The sequence below is a fragment of the Micromonospora rubida genome, assembly GCF_009908295.1.
GTDB lineage: Bacteria > Actinomycetota > Actinomycetes > Mycobacteriales > Micromonosporaceae > Micromonospora > Micromonospora rubida.
In genome coordinates, this window is record NZ_JAAALO010000005.1 from 491940 (window position 1) to 507251 (window position 15312).

The following is a 15312-nucleotide window of genomic DNA, read 5'->3' on the forward strand; positions in this document are numbered from 1 at the left end:
CACCCAGGTAGGCCGTCAACTGGCCGGGCGGCCAGCCCGGTGGCCCACGCCCACGCCCACGCCTGCGGCGGCCGGCTCGGCCATGGTGTCGGCCGCTGCCCGGCGCGGGCCATCACCGGCCGGCTCGGTCGTCATGCCGGCCGCTGCCCGGCGCGGGCCATCACCGGCCGGGCTGTGCCTGGTCAGCCAGGCGTTGCCGGGCCGGATCGAGCGGCCTCGTACCGCCGGACGGCGCGGCGGGCCACCGCCCAGCGATGCACCTCTGACGCGCCGTCGTAGATGCGGAACGGGCGCACCTCGGCAAGGAACCGCGCCAGCGGCAGATCGTGGGAGACGCCCTGCGCGCCGCACAACTGGACCGAGCGATCGACGATGCGCCCGACGGCCTCGGAGACGAACGTCTTGGCGATCGATGTCTCGTTGTTCGCGCGTCCACGCTGGTCGAGCGTCACGGCGGTGGTGCGGATCAGCGACCGGGACGCCGCGATGTCGATCTCGTTGTCGGCGATGAGGTGTTGTGCCAGGCCGAGATCGGCGAGCCGGCTACCGAACAGCTCCCGCTCCACGACGTAGCCGAGCATGATCTCATGAGCGCGGCGGGCGACACCGAGCCAGCGCATGCAGTGGGTGAGGCGAGCGGGCCCGAGCCGGACCTGGGCATTGGCGAAGCCGCGGTCGACCTCACCCAGCACGGCGGACGACGGCACCCGGCAGCGCTCGAGCACCACCTCGCAGTGCCCGCCGGTGAAGCCGGCATCGATGGTCGGGATGTGCCGGCCGACGGACAGGCCAGGAGTGCCGGCGTCGACGAGGAACATCGTCGCGGCGTCGGTGCCCGTGCGGGCCATCACGATGAAGAAGGCGGCGCCGTCGGCGCCGGTGATGAACCATTTCCTGCCATCGATCAACCAGTCGCCGCCGTCACGCACGGCCGTCGTGGTGAGCGCCGCGGGGTCCGACCCGGCGCCCGGGGCGGGCTCGGTCATCGCGAACGCCGAGCGAGCGTCGCCGGTGGCCAACGGCCGGAGGTACTGCTCGCGTTGCGACGGCGTGGCGACGTGTTCCAGGAGCGTCATGTTGCCCTCGTCGGGTGCCGCGCAGTTCATGACGAGCGGGCCGAACAGGCTCCGACCGGCCTCTTCGAGGGCGTCGGCCTGCTCGCGCATCGACAATCCCATACCGCCGTACTCGACAGGTGCCGACGGGGCGAACACGCCAGCGGCGTGGGCGGCCGCGCGAAGCCCCGCGAGGACCTCGGGGTCGGTCTCGATCTCGCGTTCGGCGGGGATCACCTGATGATCGATGAAGCGTCTCACCCGCTCCGTCAGGCCCTGCCCGCCTTCGCCCGGCGTCGCATTCGCGGTCACCTCTGCGCCTCCTGGTCATTCCAGTCGCTTTACGCGGCACCCGGTGGCCGGACAGAAAGCCGGCCGCCGGGCGGTTCCCCACCGTACGGCACCGACCGGTGATTGAACACGATGCCGACGTCCGCGAATGCCGGGGCGAGCTGCCTGGGCGACCCGGGTTCGCCGGTGCGGTGTACACGGCCTGGGCGTCCACGCAGGCAAGCTCAGCCAGACATAGACCAACCCCATGATCAGCATTGTGATGCCCACCACAATGTGCTCTCATGTGAAACACGGGCGCAATCTACGTTTCACCGTATCAATGGGCCTGACCCGGGAGGATGAAACATGGAGCCACTGAGCAGACGCAAGATGTTGAAGGCCGGCGGGGCGTTGGGCGCGCTCGGCGCGTTGAGCGTCGCCGCGCCGGCGCAGGCCCAGTCGGTCTGGTCCTGGTCCCCCTCCGGTTCCGTGGCGGGCGCCGGGGCGGGCGTCGACCCGCGGTGGGTGTGGGATGAGGAGGCCGACCCGCTGGTCGCCGCGCTGATCGAGCGGGGCGACGGGCCCATGGTCAACGCTCTGCTACGGACCTGGACCAGGAACGGTCAGCCGTTGCCGGCCGGGCTACCGGCGGATGTGCGCACCTTCATCGAGAGCGCCCGCCAGCTACCGTCCTGGGTCGACCAGGGCAAGCTCGCCACCGCGGTGCGGTTCAACGAGAAGCGAGGGCTCTACCTCGGCGTGCTGTACGGCCTGGCCAGCGGAATGATGAGCACGGTCATTCCGAAGGAGGCCCGGGCCGTCTACTACTCCAAGGGCGGCGCGGACATGAAGGACCGCATCTCCAAGACCGCCAAGCTCGGGTACGACATCGGGACGGCGAACGCCTACCAGCCCGACGGTTCGATGATCGTGACCGCCGTCAAGACCCGGCTGGCGCACGCCGGCGTGCGTCATTTCCTGCCGAAGTCGCCGGAGTGGGCGGATGCCGCCCCCGAGGACATCCCGATCAGTCAGCGGGACCTGATGGTCACCTGGCACAGCCTGCCGACCACGGTCATGCGGAAGCTGACCGAATGGAGGGTTCCGGTCCCTGCCGCCGAGGCGGATGCCTTCCTCCACCTGTGGCAGGTGGCCGCCCACATGCTGGGCATCAAGGACGAGTACATCCCCGCGTCGTGGAGTGAGGCCAACGCACAGGCCAGCGAGGTCCTCGACCCGGTGCTGGCACCGACGCCCGAGGGCATCGCGCTGGCGGACATCCTGGTCGGCCTCGGTCGGGAGATCGACGCCGGCATCCTGAGCAAGCCCATCCTCGGGTCGTTCACGCGGTTCATGCTCGGTAACCAGATCGCCGGTTGGCTTCGGATTCCCCGGGACCTGCTCTGGGACTCGCTGTTGCAGACCTCCTGGAAGCCGTTCATCGCCGTCCGGGAGGCCCTGCTGCCGTTCCCCCTCGCCCCGAAGTGCTACTGGCTCTTCGACGAGTTCCTACGCAAGTTGGCCCTGCTCTTCCTGTCCGAGGGGCAGTCGATCAACATTGAGATTCCGCTCGGCAACCGCGGATCCTGATCCGGAGCGTCGCAGTCACGGCCGAGGGCGCGGACCGGTTCCGCGTCCCTGGCTCCTCCCGGAGCACCGCCGACGCACCGCTGTACCGCACGCCGGCCAGGAGCGGATCGGTAAGGAGTTGAGGGCATGACTGAGCCGAGCAGGCGCGAGGGCTTGCTGGCGGGCGCGGTGCCGGGAGCCCTGGCCACCATGGTGGAACCCGTCCCCCCGCGATGGATCCTCGGGTACGTGCTCGCTGCCCCGATCCTCGTGACCGCGGCCGAACTGGCGACGACGGCCACAGCAGCCGCCCAGTCACCGTCGTCGGACATGACAGAGCTGCTCGGCCTCAACGACATCATGACCGCGGCGGCACTGCCGACATCCGGACTGATCTCGGTCGAGGTCAGCCGGGACGGGGCCGTGTCGTGCGCGTGGCCCCGAGCCACGGCGGGTCAGGCCTTCACCTCCTCGGCTGTCACGCTGATCGCCGAGGAGCTGTCCGTACCGCGAGGGCGGGTCCAGGTCACGCTGGCCGATGCCCGGCCGGAACCGGTGTTCCACCAGCTGACCGGCGGATCGAACACGACCGTCTCGGCCTGCGTCCCCCTCCGGGTCGCTGCGGCCGTAGCCCGTCAGCGGCTGTTGGAGGCCGCGGCGGCCGTGTTCGGCCTGCCCGTCGCCTACCTGCGGCTGAACGCCGGAGTCATCACCGACGGCACCGGCCGGAGCCTCGACATCGGCGCCCTCGCCACGAAGGCCGCCAGCACGAGCACCGCCGCCGTGTCGGTGGAACTCGCCCCGAGGGGATGCTCCACGGTGATCGGCCGAGCCGCGCCGTGCCGGTAGGGTCGCGCAGGCGTCAGACGGTCACCTCGCCTCGGACGAGCGCCTTCGCGACGACGGTGCGCAGGATGTCGTTCGTGCCCTCGCCGATGCTCATCAGGATCGCGTCCCGGTAGAGCCGCTCGACCTCGAACTCGGTGGAGTAGCCGTAGCCGCCGTGCACCTTCATCGCGTCGATCGCGGCCTCCAGGGCGACCTCCGAGCAGAACACCTTGGCCATCCCGGTCTGCCCGTCGGCGCGACCGCGCCGGACCGCGTCGGCCGCCCAATACGCCATCAGGCGGGCGGCCTGCAACTGGATCGCGATGGTGGCGAGCTTGAGCTGGATCGCCTGGAACTCGGCGATGTGCCGGCCGAACGCCCTGCGCTGCTGGGCGTAGGCCAGCGCCTCGTCGTGGGCGCGCTGCGCGATGCCGACCGACCGGGCGGCGATGTTGACCCGGCCCCACTCCAGGGCGGACAACGTCTGCTTGAGGCCGACGCCCTCGACGCCGCCGAGCAACCGGTCCTTCGGCACCCGCACGTCGTCGAGGAGGATCTCGCAGGACTCGGTGCCCTTGTAGCCGAGCTTCGGGATGTCCCGCAGGACCTGGAAGCCCTCCAGCGCCGCGTCGACGAGCAGCACGCTCATGCCGGTGTGCGCGGGCATGGCGGCCGGGTCGGTCTTGACCAGCACCGGCAGCGGGTCGGCGTACCGCGCATTGGTGATCCACATCTTGGTGCCGTTGACGACGTAGTGGTCGCCGTCGAGGCGGGCGGTGGTGCGGATGCCCTGCAGGTCGGTGCCGGCGTCCGGCTCGGTGAGGCCGATGCCGGTCCGCCGGGCGCCGGTGGCGAGGTCGGGCAGGTAGGCCCGCTTCTGCTCCTCGGTGCCGTGCATGGCGATCATCCGGCAGGCCAGGGAGTGGCTGCCGAGGATGCCGGCGATGCCCATCCAGCCGCGCGCGAGCTCCTCGAACACCAGCGCGAACGAGACCGGGTCGAGGTCGAGGCCGCCGTACTCCTCCGGCACGGTGATGCCGAACAGCCCCATCTCGGCCATCCCCCGCACGATCTCCGTCGGGTACCGCCCGGCGTGCTCCCACTCCCGCGCGACCGGGATGATCTCGCGGTCGACGAACGTGCGGAGCAGGGCGCGGAAGTCCTGCTGCTCCTCGGTGAGCGTGAAGTCCATGGGTGAGCCTCCGTCAGCGGTGGAAGACCGGCAGTGCCCGGCCGTCGTCGAGATCGAGCCAGCCGACGCGGACCGGGGCCCCGATCCGCCAGTCCTCGCCGTCCAGGGTGGACAGCACGATCGGCCCCTCCGCGAGCCGGATCCGGGCGATCGTGTACGGCACGGCGACCCCCGGCGCGGGTGCCCGGTGCACCACCGTGAACGCGTCCACGACGCCGCCGCCGGACGCCCCGACGAATCCGAGGTCCACGGTGGACGAGCAGGCGGTACAGAGCGCTCGCGGCGGATGCTGGACGTGCCCGCAGGACCCGCAGGTCTGCAGCGTGTAGCGGTGCTCCCGGGTGGCGTCCCACCAGCCGGCCGTCACGTCGTCGGGCGGCGGCACGTTCATCGCCGCACCCCCAGCACGACCGTCGCGTGGGTGGACAGGATCCCGCCGGTGCCGTGCGCCACGGCCACCCGGGCGTCGGGCACCTGCCGGGCACCCGCCTCGCCGCGCAGCTGGCGGACCGCCTCCACCAGCAGCAGCACCCCGAACTGGCCGGGATGGCAGTACGACAGGCCACCGCCGGAGGTGTTCAGCGCCAGCCCACCACCGGGACGGATCCGGCCGTCCTGGACGAGGTCGAGCACCTCACCCGGCCCGCAGAAGCCCAGCGCCTCGATGCTGAGCGCGGCGGTGATGGTGAACGAGTCGTACACCTCCAGCACGTCCACGTCGGCGGGGGTGATGCCGGCCCGGGCGAACGCCTCCCGGCCGGACTCGCGCGCACCGGTGACCGTCAGGTCCTCGACGGCGGTCATCGACGTGTTCGTGGAGCGCTCGCCGTACCCGAGGACCCGCACCGGCGGGTGTCGCAGGTCCCGGGCCCGGTCCAGCGCGGTGAGCACGACCGCCCCGCCGCCGTCGGTCACCAGGCAGCAGTCGGCGACGGTCAGCGGGCTGGAGACCATCGGCGCGGCGAGCACGTCGTCGACGGTCAGCGGCCCGGCCCCGTAGCGGAACGCGGCCGGGTTCAGCAGCGCCCACTCCCTGGCGGCGACCGCGATCTCGGCCAGCTTCTCCCGCGTCCCGCCGTACCGGTGGAAGTACTGCTGCGCCGCCATCGCGTAGTACGACAGCGGGTACAGCGGGCCGTACGGCGTCTCGAACTGGGCCTCCGGGGTGTGCTCCTCGACGACCCCGCCGAGGCTGCGCGAGCGCGCGGAGCGCTGGTTCGACGCGAAGCTGATCACCACGGTGGACACCTGGCCGGCTTCGATCGCCTGCGTAGCGCGGGCGACCATCATCTCGGCGGCCGACCCGCCGACGAACGTCGAGTCGACCCAGCGGGGTTCCAGCCCGAGATACTCGGCGAGCTGTGTGGTGGAGAAGCGGGACACCCCGGTGGTGGCCAGTCCGTCGACGTCGGCGAGGGTCAGCCCGGCGTCGGCGAGCGCCCGGGTGACGGCCTGGGTCTGCAGCGTGAGCGTGGACTTCCCGGTGCTGCCGAGGTCGCACTCGGCCGCGCCGACGATCGCGACGCCGGTCACCGCGCGCCCGGCCCGTCGACCGTGCCCAGCAGGACCGTCGCGTGGGCAGGGCGGGCCGCCGGCCGCTGCGGGCCGTACTCGCTGGTCAGGATCGTGGCGGAGAGGTCGACCCGGACGCGGTCGGCACCGACCTCGACCACGGTGCCCTCGCACCGGACGGTCTCGCCGGCGAACATCAGGTTCCGGAACGTGAACGACAGCTCGTGCACGAAGCAGCGCGGCCCGAGCGCGTCCTGCAGCAGCTCGACGAAGAGCGCCCCGAACACCTGCCCGTCCACGACCGGGCCCGGGACCCGCGCGGCGGCCACGAACTCGGGGTCGAAGTGCAGGCGGTACCAGTCCCAGGTGGCGCCGGCGTAGGCGACCATGTCGGTGAGCGTGATGGTGCGCTCCAGGGCGGGCAGCGCATCCCCGACGTGCGGTGGCATCCGCGAGGTCACGCGGCACCGCCCAGGCTGACCAGGATGATCGTCTCCTCGTTGACGGCGAGCAGCTCGCCGTCCTGGTTGGTGTACGTCGCGCGAGAGGAGACCACGAGCATGTCCGCGCCGGTGCGGGTCTGCTTCTCGGCCAGGTCGTGGATCTCCCAGGTCGCGGTGACGACGTCATCGGGGCGTACCCGGCGGTGGAACGTGTAGCTGTTGCCGCCGCGGACCTGGCGGGTGCCGGGGACGTCGAGGCGCCACGAGTGCCCGGCGTAGCCGTCGCCGTCCATCGGCAGGTTCGCGTACTGGTTGGTCTCGCAGATGAGCGTCGGCGGGGCGGTCACGCCCGGCAGGCCCTGCGCGCGGGCGAACTCCGGGTCCGAGTACAGCGGGTTGTCGTCGCCGACGGCCATGCCGAAGTACCGGCCGGCGGCGGCGCCGAGCGGTTCCGGCGCGGTGTACACCCGCCGCGCGCCCAGCAGCGCGCGCAGCTCGTCGGTCAGCAGGCTCACGCCGTCCCCTCCGCCCCGCCCGGCGGCGGAGCTGCCGGGTACACCGCCGTCGGGAACACCTCGAACAGGAACTCGGGGCGCAGCAGGGCCTTGCAGATCGCCCCGGTCGACGCCGGCCAGGGCGGGCTGAGCAGCCGTTCCCGCACGCCGGCCACGCCCCGGTACGCCGGCAGCGCGGACTCGACGCAGTATTCGGTGGTTTCCAGCAGGTGCTCCGGCCCGAGGCCGGCGTGGCGCAGCAGGTGCAGGACCGCGCCGTACGTCGCCTCGGCCTGCGCCACCAGGTCGCCCGGGTGCAGCGCCTGCTGCGTCTGCATGTCCAGCGCCGCGAAGCCGGACATGTACAGCGTCCGGCCGGCCCGGACCCCGGGGGCGTAGGTGAGGGTGTCGTAGCGGGACCAGCCCGGGTTGACCAGTTCCAGGGGGTGCCGGGAGGCGGTGACGTCGATCGCGACGAGCGCGTCCGGGTGGTGCAGCCGGCTCATCAGGATGCCGCCCGCGCCCGGGTAGACGCCGGCGCCGCCGAGGCGGTCCCGCCGCACCCGGTGCGTCCGGCGGTACACGTCTCGGGTCTGCGGGGTCGAGTAGTCGTAGGTGGTGACGGCCGCGTCGAGGGACAGCCCGACCGCGTCGAGCAGCTCCCCCGCCCGGTCCAGGCAGTAGGCGTACTGCGCGGCGAAGTCGCCCGGGTGGACCACGGCGCCGGTGGCGTCGACCGGGAGCATCGTCGGCAGGTACACCGCCCCGTCGTGGCCGGTCCGCACGGTGGAGGCCCGCCAGGTGCCGGCCCGCCGGGGCTCGCTGGCGGCCAGCACCTCGCCGCCGCCGCGGACCGCGTGCAGCTCGACCTCCAGCAGCGCGGTACGCCGCACGAGCCGCTCGACGACGACCGTCCGCAGCACGGGCTCGTGGTCGCCGAAGACCTCCCGCCTGGCCGCCGCGGCGGACTCGTACTCGGCGAGCCCGGCGACCGTCACGTTCTCGGTGACCCGGGTGACGTCCTGCGGCCCGAGCCCGGCGGCCGCCAGGATCGTCAGCACCTTCTCGTACGCGGTGCGCGCCTGCGCCGCCAGGTCCCCGCTGACCGTCATCCTGCCGACGGCCTCGTCGAACGCGGCGGAGGTGTGGCCGGAGGTCCAGGCCGCGTCGCCCTCGGCGAGGCCGAGGCAGAACGTGAACCCGTCGTACGGCAACCAGCGGAAGGACCGCGGTCTGATGGCGTGCGGTGTCACGGGCGGCCCCTGCCTGTGCCGGCGGCGGCCAGCGCCGCCATGAGCGGTTCGATGGTGTCCAACTCTTCGAGGCGGCGCAGCAGGTCGACGACGTCGGCGCTGTCGCCACCGGCGTTGCCGCGGAACTTCGCGACGAGCTGCTCGTCGGTGAGCGGATTGTCCGGGCCGCCCGCGCTGCGCGGCACGCCGCCGGTGACGGCCGAGCCGTCGACAAGTGTGATGCGTGCGGCGCCGGGCGCGTCGGCCGCGGCCCCGCCGGTGGGGGTGACGTGCCAGCGCACCAGCCGGGCGACGCGTTCCACCTCGGGCCGGCCGAGCGAGTCCGGCCCGTACGTCGCGGTGCTCAGGTCACCGTCGACGGCGGCGGCGGCGACGCTCCACGGCAACGAGAACTTCGCCGCGTACGGCGACGCCGGCCGCGCCAGGTCCCGCCGGGTGTCGCAGACCGTGGGCACCGAGTCGGGGTGCACGTCGACGTCGATCGCGGCGACGTCGCCGGGCCGGACCCCGCCGCGGCGCACCGCGTCGCGGACCGCGTCGATCGCGGCGTGCGAGAGCTGGCACGCCGGGTAGGGCTTGATGCCGATCCGGGTGGTCTCCCAGCGCGCGCCGAGGCCTGCGGTGACGGACGCGAGGTCGACCGGGCCGGCGGCGAGCGCGTCGTACACACCGTGCGGGCCGTCGAGGACGTTCGCCGGGCCGCTGGCCCCGGCGGCGGCCAGCCGGGCGGCGAGGATGCCGGCGTGCGCGGCGAACCCCGGGTGCAGCTGCTTCGTCGACGCCCCGCCGTGCAGGAACGCGAGGAGCCCGCCGGCCTGGCTGCCGGCGATGCCGAGCGCGTCGGTGGCCCGCGCGGCGTCGAGGCCGAGCAGCCGGGCCGCGACGATCGCCGAGGAGAACACACCGGCCACCATCGTGGCGTGCAGCCCTCGGGCGTGGAAGCCGTGCGGCGCGGCGGCGGCGACCCGGCACACGGTCTCGTAGCCGACGACGGCGGCCTCGACAACGGCCCGGCCGGCCGCGCCGACCTGCTCGCCGACGGCGAACGCGGCCGGCAGCACCACGGCCGTCGCGTGGACGAGGCCGCCGGCGTGGGTGTCGTCGAAGTCCAGCGCGTGCACGAGCGTGCCGTTGGCGAGCGCGGCGGCCGGCGCACCGACCCGGCCCCGCGACCCGATGATCGTCGCCTCCGGCGGGCCGCCGAGCGCCCGGGCGACGGCGACGGCCGGGATCGGGGACGGCCCGCCGGCCCCCGCCGCCACCGGGCCGGCGCGCAACCCGCCGAGCGCCGCGCCGACCCCGTCGAGCAGGTGCCGCAGCGCCGCGGCCCGCACCACGGCCGGCACCTCGACGCGGCCGGTGCCCCACTCGGCAAGCTCCTCGGCGATCATCGTGACGCGGCCGGGGTGTCGAGGGTGTCGGGGCTGTCGGAAGTGTCGAGGGTGTCGGGGCTGTCGGAGGTGTCGAGGGCGTCGGGGGTGGCCGCGCCGGGCGCCGGCCCGGCGTCGCCGAACGCGCCGGCCGCCCGCAGCGCCGCCACCTGCTGCGCGTCCAGGCCCAGGATCTCCTCGGTGACGAGCGCGAGGTCCTCGTTGCGCTGCGGCGCCCGGCGGTAGGTGGGTGTCTCGTCGCCGACCCGCACCGGGGACGCGAGCTGCCGTACCTCGCCGTACCGGGGGTGGTCGGTGGTGACCACGAGGTTTCGGGCGGCGGTGTGCTCGTCGGCCAGGGCCGCGCCGACGTCGTTGATCGGGCCGCACGGGATCGACCCGGCGTGGAGCTGCCCGAGCCAGTCGTCGACGGTCCGCTGCCGGAAGATCGCCTCCAGCCGGGGCAGCAGGTCGGCGCGGTGCTCCCGGCGGCTGGCGAAGGTCGCGTACGGCGAGCCGGCCTCGGCCCACTCCGGGTGGCCGACGACCTGACACAGCCGGGCCCAGAACTTCTCCTTCGCGCAGCCGACGACGAGCCAGCCGTCCCTGGCCTCGAACGCCTGGAACGGCACCAGCGACGGGTGCGCCGAGTGGTGCGTGCGGACCGGCCGGAACCCGGCGTTCAGATGCCACGTCGCGGGATAGGTCAGCATCGACACCGCAGTGTCGTACAGGCTGACGTCGCAGTCCATCCCGACGCCGTCGCGGCGGGCGGCGTGCACCCCGGCCAGGAGCGAGATCGCGGCCACGAAGCCGCCCGAGTAGTCCACCAGCGACAGCCCGGACTTGGTGGGCGGCCCGTCCGGCTCGCCGGTCAGCTCCATCCAGCCGGCGAGACCCTGCAGCACGTAGTCGTAGCCGGGTTCCCGCCTGCGCGGCCCGGTCATCCCAAACCCGGAGAGCGACACGCACACGATGCGCGGGTTGAGGTGCTTGAGGTCGTCGTACCGGATGCGCAGCTTCTCCGGCACGTCGCCGCGCAGGTTGGAGTAGACGACGTCGGAGACCGCGACGAGTCGCTCGAAGACGCCGCGCCCGGCGGCGGTGTTCAGGTCGAGGGAGATGCTGCGCTTGTTGCGGTTGAACGTCTCGAAGAAGAGCGAGTCCTCGTCCTCGGCGTACGGTGGCACGTACCGGCCGACGTCGCCGCCGGCCCGCGGGTCCTCGATCTTGATGACCTGGGCGCCGAGGTCGGCCAGGTGCACGCTGCCGAACGGCCCGGCGCCGTACTGCTCGACCGCGATGATGCGCAGGTCCTCCAGTGGCCTCATGCGGACGCTCCCGTCAGCTCACCGATCAGCGCGATGATCTCGTCCTGGGCCGCACGGGTCTCGGCGGCCGGCAGCCCGTGGGTCGGCGGGCTCAGCTTCACGGTGTCGGCGATGCCGGCGTAGGCCGCGATCCGGGCGGCGACGTCGTCGCGGGTGCCGCTCATGGTGAGCGCGTCGACCATCCGGTCGCTGACGCTGCCCGCGAGCTGGGCCGCGCCGGCACCGGCCCGGAACGCGTCGATGACGGCCTGCTGGTCCTCGGCGAGGCCGTGGAAGGCGAAGAAGTCGGCGTACGTGCGGACCGTGGCGTAGAAGCCGACCAGACCGGCGGCGCGGCGGCGGGCGAGCGCCGGGTCGGCGGCGATCGAGCAGCACGCGGAGACGACCACGTCGAGGTCGTGGCGTGCCTTGCCGTTCGCGCGGTCGACGCCGAGCGTGAGGTCGGGCAGGATCTGCTCCCGCAGGTACGCCGGTGAGCACAGCTCGTGGCTGAGCCAGCCGTCGCCGACCTCGCCGGCGAGCCGGGTCATCAGCGGGCCCATCGCGGCCAGGTACACCGGGATCGGCCGCTCCGGCACCGCGTACGGCCGCTCGTAGCCGCGGATGCGCATCGGCTCGAACTCTCCGTCGGCACGGATCTCGGTGCCGGTGGCGCAGGCGTCCCAGAACAGCCGGATGTTGCGGACCGTCTCGCGCAGGTGACCGACCGGCTTGCCGAACGGGACGTTGTGCCACTGCTCGTTGAGCCGGCGCACCCCGGAGCCGAGGCCGAGCACGAACCGGCCGCCGGACAGCTCGTCCAGGTCGAGCGCCTCCAGCGCGGTGATCATCGGGCTGCGGGTGAACGCCAGGACGATCGCGGTGCCGATCCGTGCGGTCGACGTCGCCCCGGCCAGGGCCGCGGCGGTGCCGGTCGCGCTGCGGTGCAGCTCGGAGACCCACAGCACCTCGGCGCCCGCGCGTTCCGCCCGGCGCCCGGCGTCGGCCAGCTCCGCGAGCGTCGCACCCCACGGCTGGTACGTGAGCCTCATGCCGCTCCCCCGCCGTCGCCGTCGCCGTTGCCGCGGTCGAGGGTGAGCGGGGCCTTCCCGACGGGGAAGAGGTTCTCCAACTGCTCGGCGCCCCGGCGGTACACGTAGAACGTGCGCTTGAAGGAGCAGACCTCGTCGCCGTGCTGGTTGAGTGCGCGGGTGCGCACCGTGACGATGCCGGCATGCGGCCGGGACGCGGACTCGCGCTTGGCCAGCACGATCGACTCGCTGTAGAGCGTGTCACCGGCGAACACCGGGTGGCTCATCCGGATCTCGTCCCAGCCGAGGTTCGCGAACGCGTTCTGGGTCAGGTCGGTGACGCTCTGCCCGACCGCGATGGCCACCGTGAGCGTCGACACCACGAGCGGCTTGCCGAACTCCGACCGTGCGGCGTACTCGGCGTTGAAGTGCATCTCGTTGGTGTTCATGGTCAGCAGCGTGAACCAGGTGTTGTCGGTCTCCGTGACGGTGCGTCCCAGGGGATGCTGGTAGACGTCTCCGATCTCGAAGTCCTCGAAGAACCGCCCGGTCCAGCCCTGCTTGAGCCCCATCAGTCGCTCTCCTTTCGACACCGAACATCCGCAGAAGGTGGCACTTCATCGCGCGCGAGGTATTCGTCGCGGATCGTCCGCTTGAGGACCTTGCCGCTCGGGTTGCGCGGCAACGCGTCGACGACGTGCCACTCGCGGGGCACCTTGTAGCGCGCCACGTGCTGCCGGACGTGGCCCTCCAGGGCCCCGACGTCGATCCGCGTCCCCGGGCGACCGACCACGAACGCGGCGATGCGCTCGCCGTACACCTCGTCGGGCACGCCGACCACGGCGACCTCGTCGACCGGCCCGTGGCGGGCGATGACCTCCTCGATCTCGCGCGGGAAGATGTTGACCCCGCCCGCGATGATCATGTCCTTCTTCCGGTCGACGATGGTGATGAAGCCCTCCTCGTCGCGCACGGCCACGTCCCCGACGGAGAAGAACCCATCCGCGTCGTACCCGGCCCGGGTGGCCTCCTCGTCGTCGAGGTACCCGGCCAGCAGCAGCGGCGAGCGGGCGAACAGCTCGCCGGGCTCACCCGGGGAGACCTCGTTGCCGTCGTCGTCGGTGAGCCGGACCTCGTTCCAGAACCAGGGATGCCCGACACTGCCGGCCCGTCGCAGGGCGAACTCCGGGCGCAGGTTGGTGACGATGGAGCACTCGGTCGAGCCGTACAGCTCGTGCACGTCGACGCCGGGGAACGCGGCGATCACCCACTCCTTCAGCGCGACCGGCAACGCGGCGGCGTTGAAGTACAGCGTCCGCAGCGCCGACAGGTCGTACCGGGCGGCCGGCTCCGCGCAGAACCGGCGGAGGTGCTGGGCGTGCGTGGGCACCAGGAACACCGTGGAGGCGCGGCTGTCCACCATCATGTCCAGCAGCCGCTCCGGATCCCAGGTCGGCAGCACGGTGCACGAGCCGCCGAGCATCGGGGCGGCGTAGGCGAACGCGAACCCCGCGCCGTGGAACATCGGCGCGACCGCGATCGTGCTGCGGTTGGGGCCGAGCCCGTAGTCCAGCCCGACGCCGAACGCGGTGAGGACCCGTCCCCGGTGGGTCAGCAGGACGCCCTTGGGCCGCCCGGTCGTGCCGGACGTGTACGTGACGCAGAACGGGTCGAGCTCGTCGACGGGGACCTGCGGATCGACCGCGCGGCCCTGCCCCAGGAACGTCTCGTACCGCTCGCCGACCTCGCCGGCGAAGCTGAGCACGAGCGGCAGGTCGTCGAGCAGCCCGTCGACGTTGCCGGCCAGCTCGTCGGCCAGGATGATCCCCTTCGCCCGCGAGTGGGCGAGGATGTAGGCGTTGTCCGAGCTGTTGTTCTTCGTGTTCAGCGGTACGGTCGGGATGCCGGCCTTGGCCATCGCCGCCGATATCTCGAAGTACTCGTAGCGGTTGTTGCTCAGCACCGCGATCCGCTCACCGGGGGCGATGCCGCGCGCGAGCGTCGCGGACGCGAGCCGGTTGGAGCGCTCGTCGAGCGCGCCGAACGTCACGGCGTGGTCGCCGTCGACGACCGCGACCCGACCGGGCGTGGCCCGGCCGAACTCGCGGATCCCGGCGGCCATGTTGAGCTGCACACCCTTCACCCGGTGCCGTCCTTTCCCGAGTCGGTCAGAGTCCGTAGCGGGCGAGCACGTCCCGCTTGCCGGGGATGAGGAACTTGCGGGTCATCCGGCCGGTGGTGAGCCACGCGATCGCGTCGCCGTTCCTGGTGCTCGCCAGCATCCGTTCGACCAGGTGCGGCGCGACGTCGTCGACGTGGTCGCAGAGGATGTTGAGCAGCCTGCGCTGCCGCGCCACCTGCTCCGGCGCGGCGGCGGCCTCGCGCAGCCACCCCTCGGTGATGAGGATGCCGGGGCGGATCTGGCCGATCCGCACGCCGGTGCCGGTGACCTCCCTGGCCAGGGCCCGGGTGAAGGAGTCCAGGCCTCGCTTGGTGGCCGAGTAGACCCCCATGCCGGGGCGGATCTGGCCGTCGCTGCCGCCGCCGAGCACGTTGAAGACCTGGCCGCCGCCGGCGGCGAGCATGCCGCGGACGGCGACCTGCGACCCGTACACGGTGCCGAGCATGTTCGTGGTGACCATCGTCCGGACGTCCTCCGGCGCGGTCTCGACGATCCGCCGGGTGGTGTTGGCGACACCGGCGTTGTTGATCCACAGGTCGACGCCGCCCAGCGCGTCGACCGCGGCGCTCCACACCCGCTCGACCTGCGCGGCGTCGGTGACGTCCACGGCGAACCCGTGGACGGTGGCCGAGGCGGCGGCCAACGGGCGCAGCCGCGCGACGGCGTCGTCCACGGCCGTCCGGGTGCGCCCCGAGACGACGACGCGGTGCCCCCGCGAGAGCAGCTCGCGGGCGAGCGCGAAGCCGATCCCCCTGGTGCTGCCGGTGATGACTGCCTTACGCATGACTGCTCCTGCCCAC

15 protein-coding genes are annotated in these 15312 nt (G+C 72.7%); 2 read left to right on the forward strand and 13 right to left on the reverse strand.

The genetic code is table 11. From position 1 onward, the window contains the following. Positions 1–182: 182 nt before the first annotated feature. Positions 183–1367: an acyl-CoA dehydrogenase family protein gene (locus GVV04_RS21210; protein ID WP_161689807.1), complete on the reverse strand. Its 1185-nt coding sequence runs from the start codon at positions 1365–1367 to the stop codon at positions 183–185. A 327-nt stretch (positions 1368–1694) separates the two neighbouring features. Between GVV04_RS21210 and GVV04_RS21215 the strand changes: the two genes are divergently transcribed. Together GVV04_RS21215 and GVV04_RS21220 are read left to right on the forward strand one after the other, a co-directional pair. Beyond that, a complete protein-coding gene (locus GVV04_RS21215) occupies positions 1695–2918 on the forward strand; it encodes an oxygenase MpaB family protein (protein WP_161689808.1) in 1224 nt (407 codons plus the stop codon). Between the two features lie 126 nt (positions 2919–3044). Continuing rightward, complete coding sequence (locus GVV04_RS21220; RefSeq protein WP_235966508.1) at positions 3045–3746, forward strand: molybdopterin cofactor-binding domain-containing protein; 702 nt, start codon at positions 3045–3047, stop codon at positions 3744–3746. A 13-nt stretch (positions 3747–3759) separates the two neighbouring features. Here GVV04_RS21220 and GVV04_RS21225 read toward each other — a convergent pair whose 3' ends face one another. The 12 genes from GVV04_RS21225 to GVV04_RS21280 are packed head-to-tail and all read right to left on the reverse strand — an operon-like array spanning position 3760 to position 15296. Next, positions 3760–4917 carry an acyl-CoA dehydrogenase family protein gene (locus tag GVV04_RS21225; protein ID WP_161689809.1) on the reverse strand — a complete coding sequence of 386 codons (1158 nt, stop codon included), beginning with the start codon at positions 4915–4917 and terminating at the stop codon, positions 3760–3762. 13 nt (positions 4918–4930) lie between these two features. After that, complete coding sequence (locus tag GVV04_RS21230; protein WP_161689810.1) at positions 4931–5308, reverse strand: Zn-ribbon domain-containing OB-fold protein; 378 nt, start codon at positions 5306–5308, stop codon at positions 4931–4933. Beyond that, the gene (locus tag GVV04_RS21235; RefSeq protein WP_161689811.1) at positions 5305–6450 is read right to left on the reverse strand and encodes an acetyl-CoA acetyltransferase; all 1146 of its coding nucleotides are present in this window, start codon (positions 6448–6450) and stop codon (positions 5305–5307) included. The genes GVV04_RS21230 and GVV04_RS21235 overlap by 4 nt, the downstream gene beginning before the upstream one ends. Beyond that, the gene (locus GVV04_RS34055) at positions 6447–6890 is read right to left on the reverse strand and encodes a MaoC/PaaZ C-terminal domain-containing protein (protein WP_161689812.1); all 444 of its coding nucleotides are present in this window, start codon (positions 6888–6890) and stop codon (positions 6447–6449) included. The genes GVV04_RS21235 and GVV04_RS34055 overlap by 4 nt, the downstream gene beginning before the upstream one ends. Continuing rightward, a complete protein-coding gene (locus tag GVV04_RS21245) occupies positions 6887–7387 on the reverse strand; it encodes an FAS1-like dehydratase domain-containing protein (protein WP_161689813.1) in 501 nt (166 codons plus the stop codon). The genes GVV04_RS34055 and GVV04_RS21245 overlap by 4 nt, the downstream gene beginning before the upstream one ends. After that, positions 7384–8619: a Rid family hydrolase gene (locus GVV04_RS21250; RefSeq protein WP_161689814.1), complete on the reverse strand. Its 1236-nt coding sequence runs from the start codon at positions 8617–8619 to the stop codon at positions 7384–7386. Before GVV04_RS21250 ends, GVV04_RS21245 begins: the two co-directional genes overlap by 4 nt. After that, the gene (locus GVV04_RS21255; protein WP_161689815.1) at positions 8616–10010 is read right to left on the reverse strand and encodes an MmgE/PrpD family protein; all 1395 of its coding nucleotides are present in this window, start codon (positions 10008–10010) and stop codon (positions 8616–8618) included. Before GVV04_RS21255 ends, GVV04_RS21250 begins: the two co-directional genes overlap by 4 nt. Further along, positions 10007–11320, reverse strand: coding sequence for a CaiB/BaiF CoA transferase family protein (locus tag GVV04_RS21260; RefSeq protein WP_161689816.1), 1314 nt, complete (start codon positions 11318–11320; stop codon positions 10007–10009). Before GVV04_RS21260 ends, GVV04_RS21255 begins: the two co-directional genes overlap by 4 nt. After that, positions 11317–12351: an LLM class flavin-dependent oxidoreductase gene (locus GVV04_RS21265; protein WP_161689817.1), complete on the reverse strand. Its 1035-nt coding sequence runs from the start codon at positions 12349–12351 to the stop codon at positions 11317–11319. Before GVV04_RS21265 ends, GVV04_RS21260 begins: the two co-directional genes overlap by 4 nt. After that, complete coding sequence (locus GVV04_RS21270) at positions 12348–12902, reverse strand: MaoC family dehydratase (RefSeq protein WP_161689818.1); 555 nt, start codon at positions 12900–12902, stop codon at positions 12348–12350. Before GVV04_RS21270 ends, GVV04_RS21265 begins: the two co-directional genes overlap by 4 nt. Continuing rightward, a complete protein-coding gene (locus tag GVV04_RS21275) occupies positions 12902–14473 on the reverse strand; it encodes a class I adenylate-forming enzyme family protein (protein ID WP_328822498.1) in 1572 nt (523 codons plus the stop codon). The genes GVV04_RS21270 and GVV04_RS21275 overlap by 1 nt, the downstream gene beginning before the upstream one ends. A gap of 25 nt (positions 14474–14498) precedes the next feature. Continuing rightward, positions 14499–15296, reverse strand: a complete 798-nt coding sequence (locus GVV04_RS21280; RefSeq protein WP_161689819.1) for an SDR family oxidoreductase — start codon at positions 15294–15296, stop codon at positions 14499–14501. Between the last annotated feature and the right edge of the window lie 16 nt (positions 15297–15312).

Coding starts and splice junctions, on each gene's coding strand:
- GVV04_RS21215 (WP_161689808.1), top strand. CDS start 1,695: ATGGAGCCACTGAGCAGACGCAAGATGTTGAAGGCCGGCGGGGCGTTG.
- GVV04_RS21220 (WP_235966508.1), top strand. CDS start 3,045: ATGACTGAGCCGAGCAGGCGCGAGGGCTTGCTGGCGGGCGCGGTGCCG.
- GVV04_RS21225 (WP_161689809.1), bottom strand. CDS start 4,917: ATGGACTTCACGCTCACCGAGGAGCAGCAGGACTTCCGCGCCCTGCTC.
- GVV04_RS21230 (WP_161689810.1), bottom strand. CDS start 5,308: ATGAACGTGCCGCCGCCCGACGACGTGACGGCCGGCTGGTGGGACGCC.
- GVV04_RS21255 (WP_161689815.1), bottom strand. CDS start 10,010: ATGATCGCCGAGGAGCTTGCCGAGTGGGGCACCGGCCGCGTCGAGGTG.
- GVV04_RS21260 (WP_161689816.1), bottom strand. CDS start 11,320: ATGAGGCCACTGGAGGACCTGCGCATCATCGCGGTCGAGCAGTACGGC.
- GVV04_RS21265 (WP_161689817.1), bottom strand. CDS start 12,351: ATGAGGCTCACGTACCAGCCGTGGGGTGCGACGCTCGCGGAGCTGGCC.
- GVV04_RS21270 (WP_161689818.1), bottom strand. CDS start 12,902: ATGGGGCTCAAGCAGGGCTGGACCGGGCGGTTCTTCGAGGACTTCGAG.
- GVV04_RS21280 (WP_161689819.1), bottom strand. CDS start 15,296: ATGCGTAAGGCAGTCATCACCGGCAGCACCAGGGGGATCGGCTTCGCG.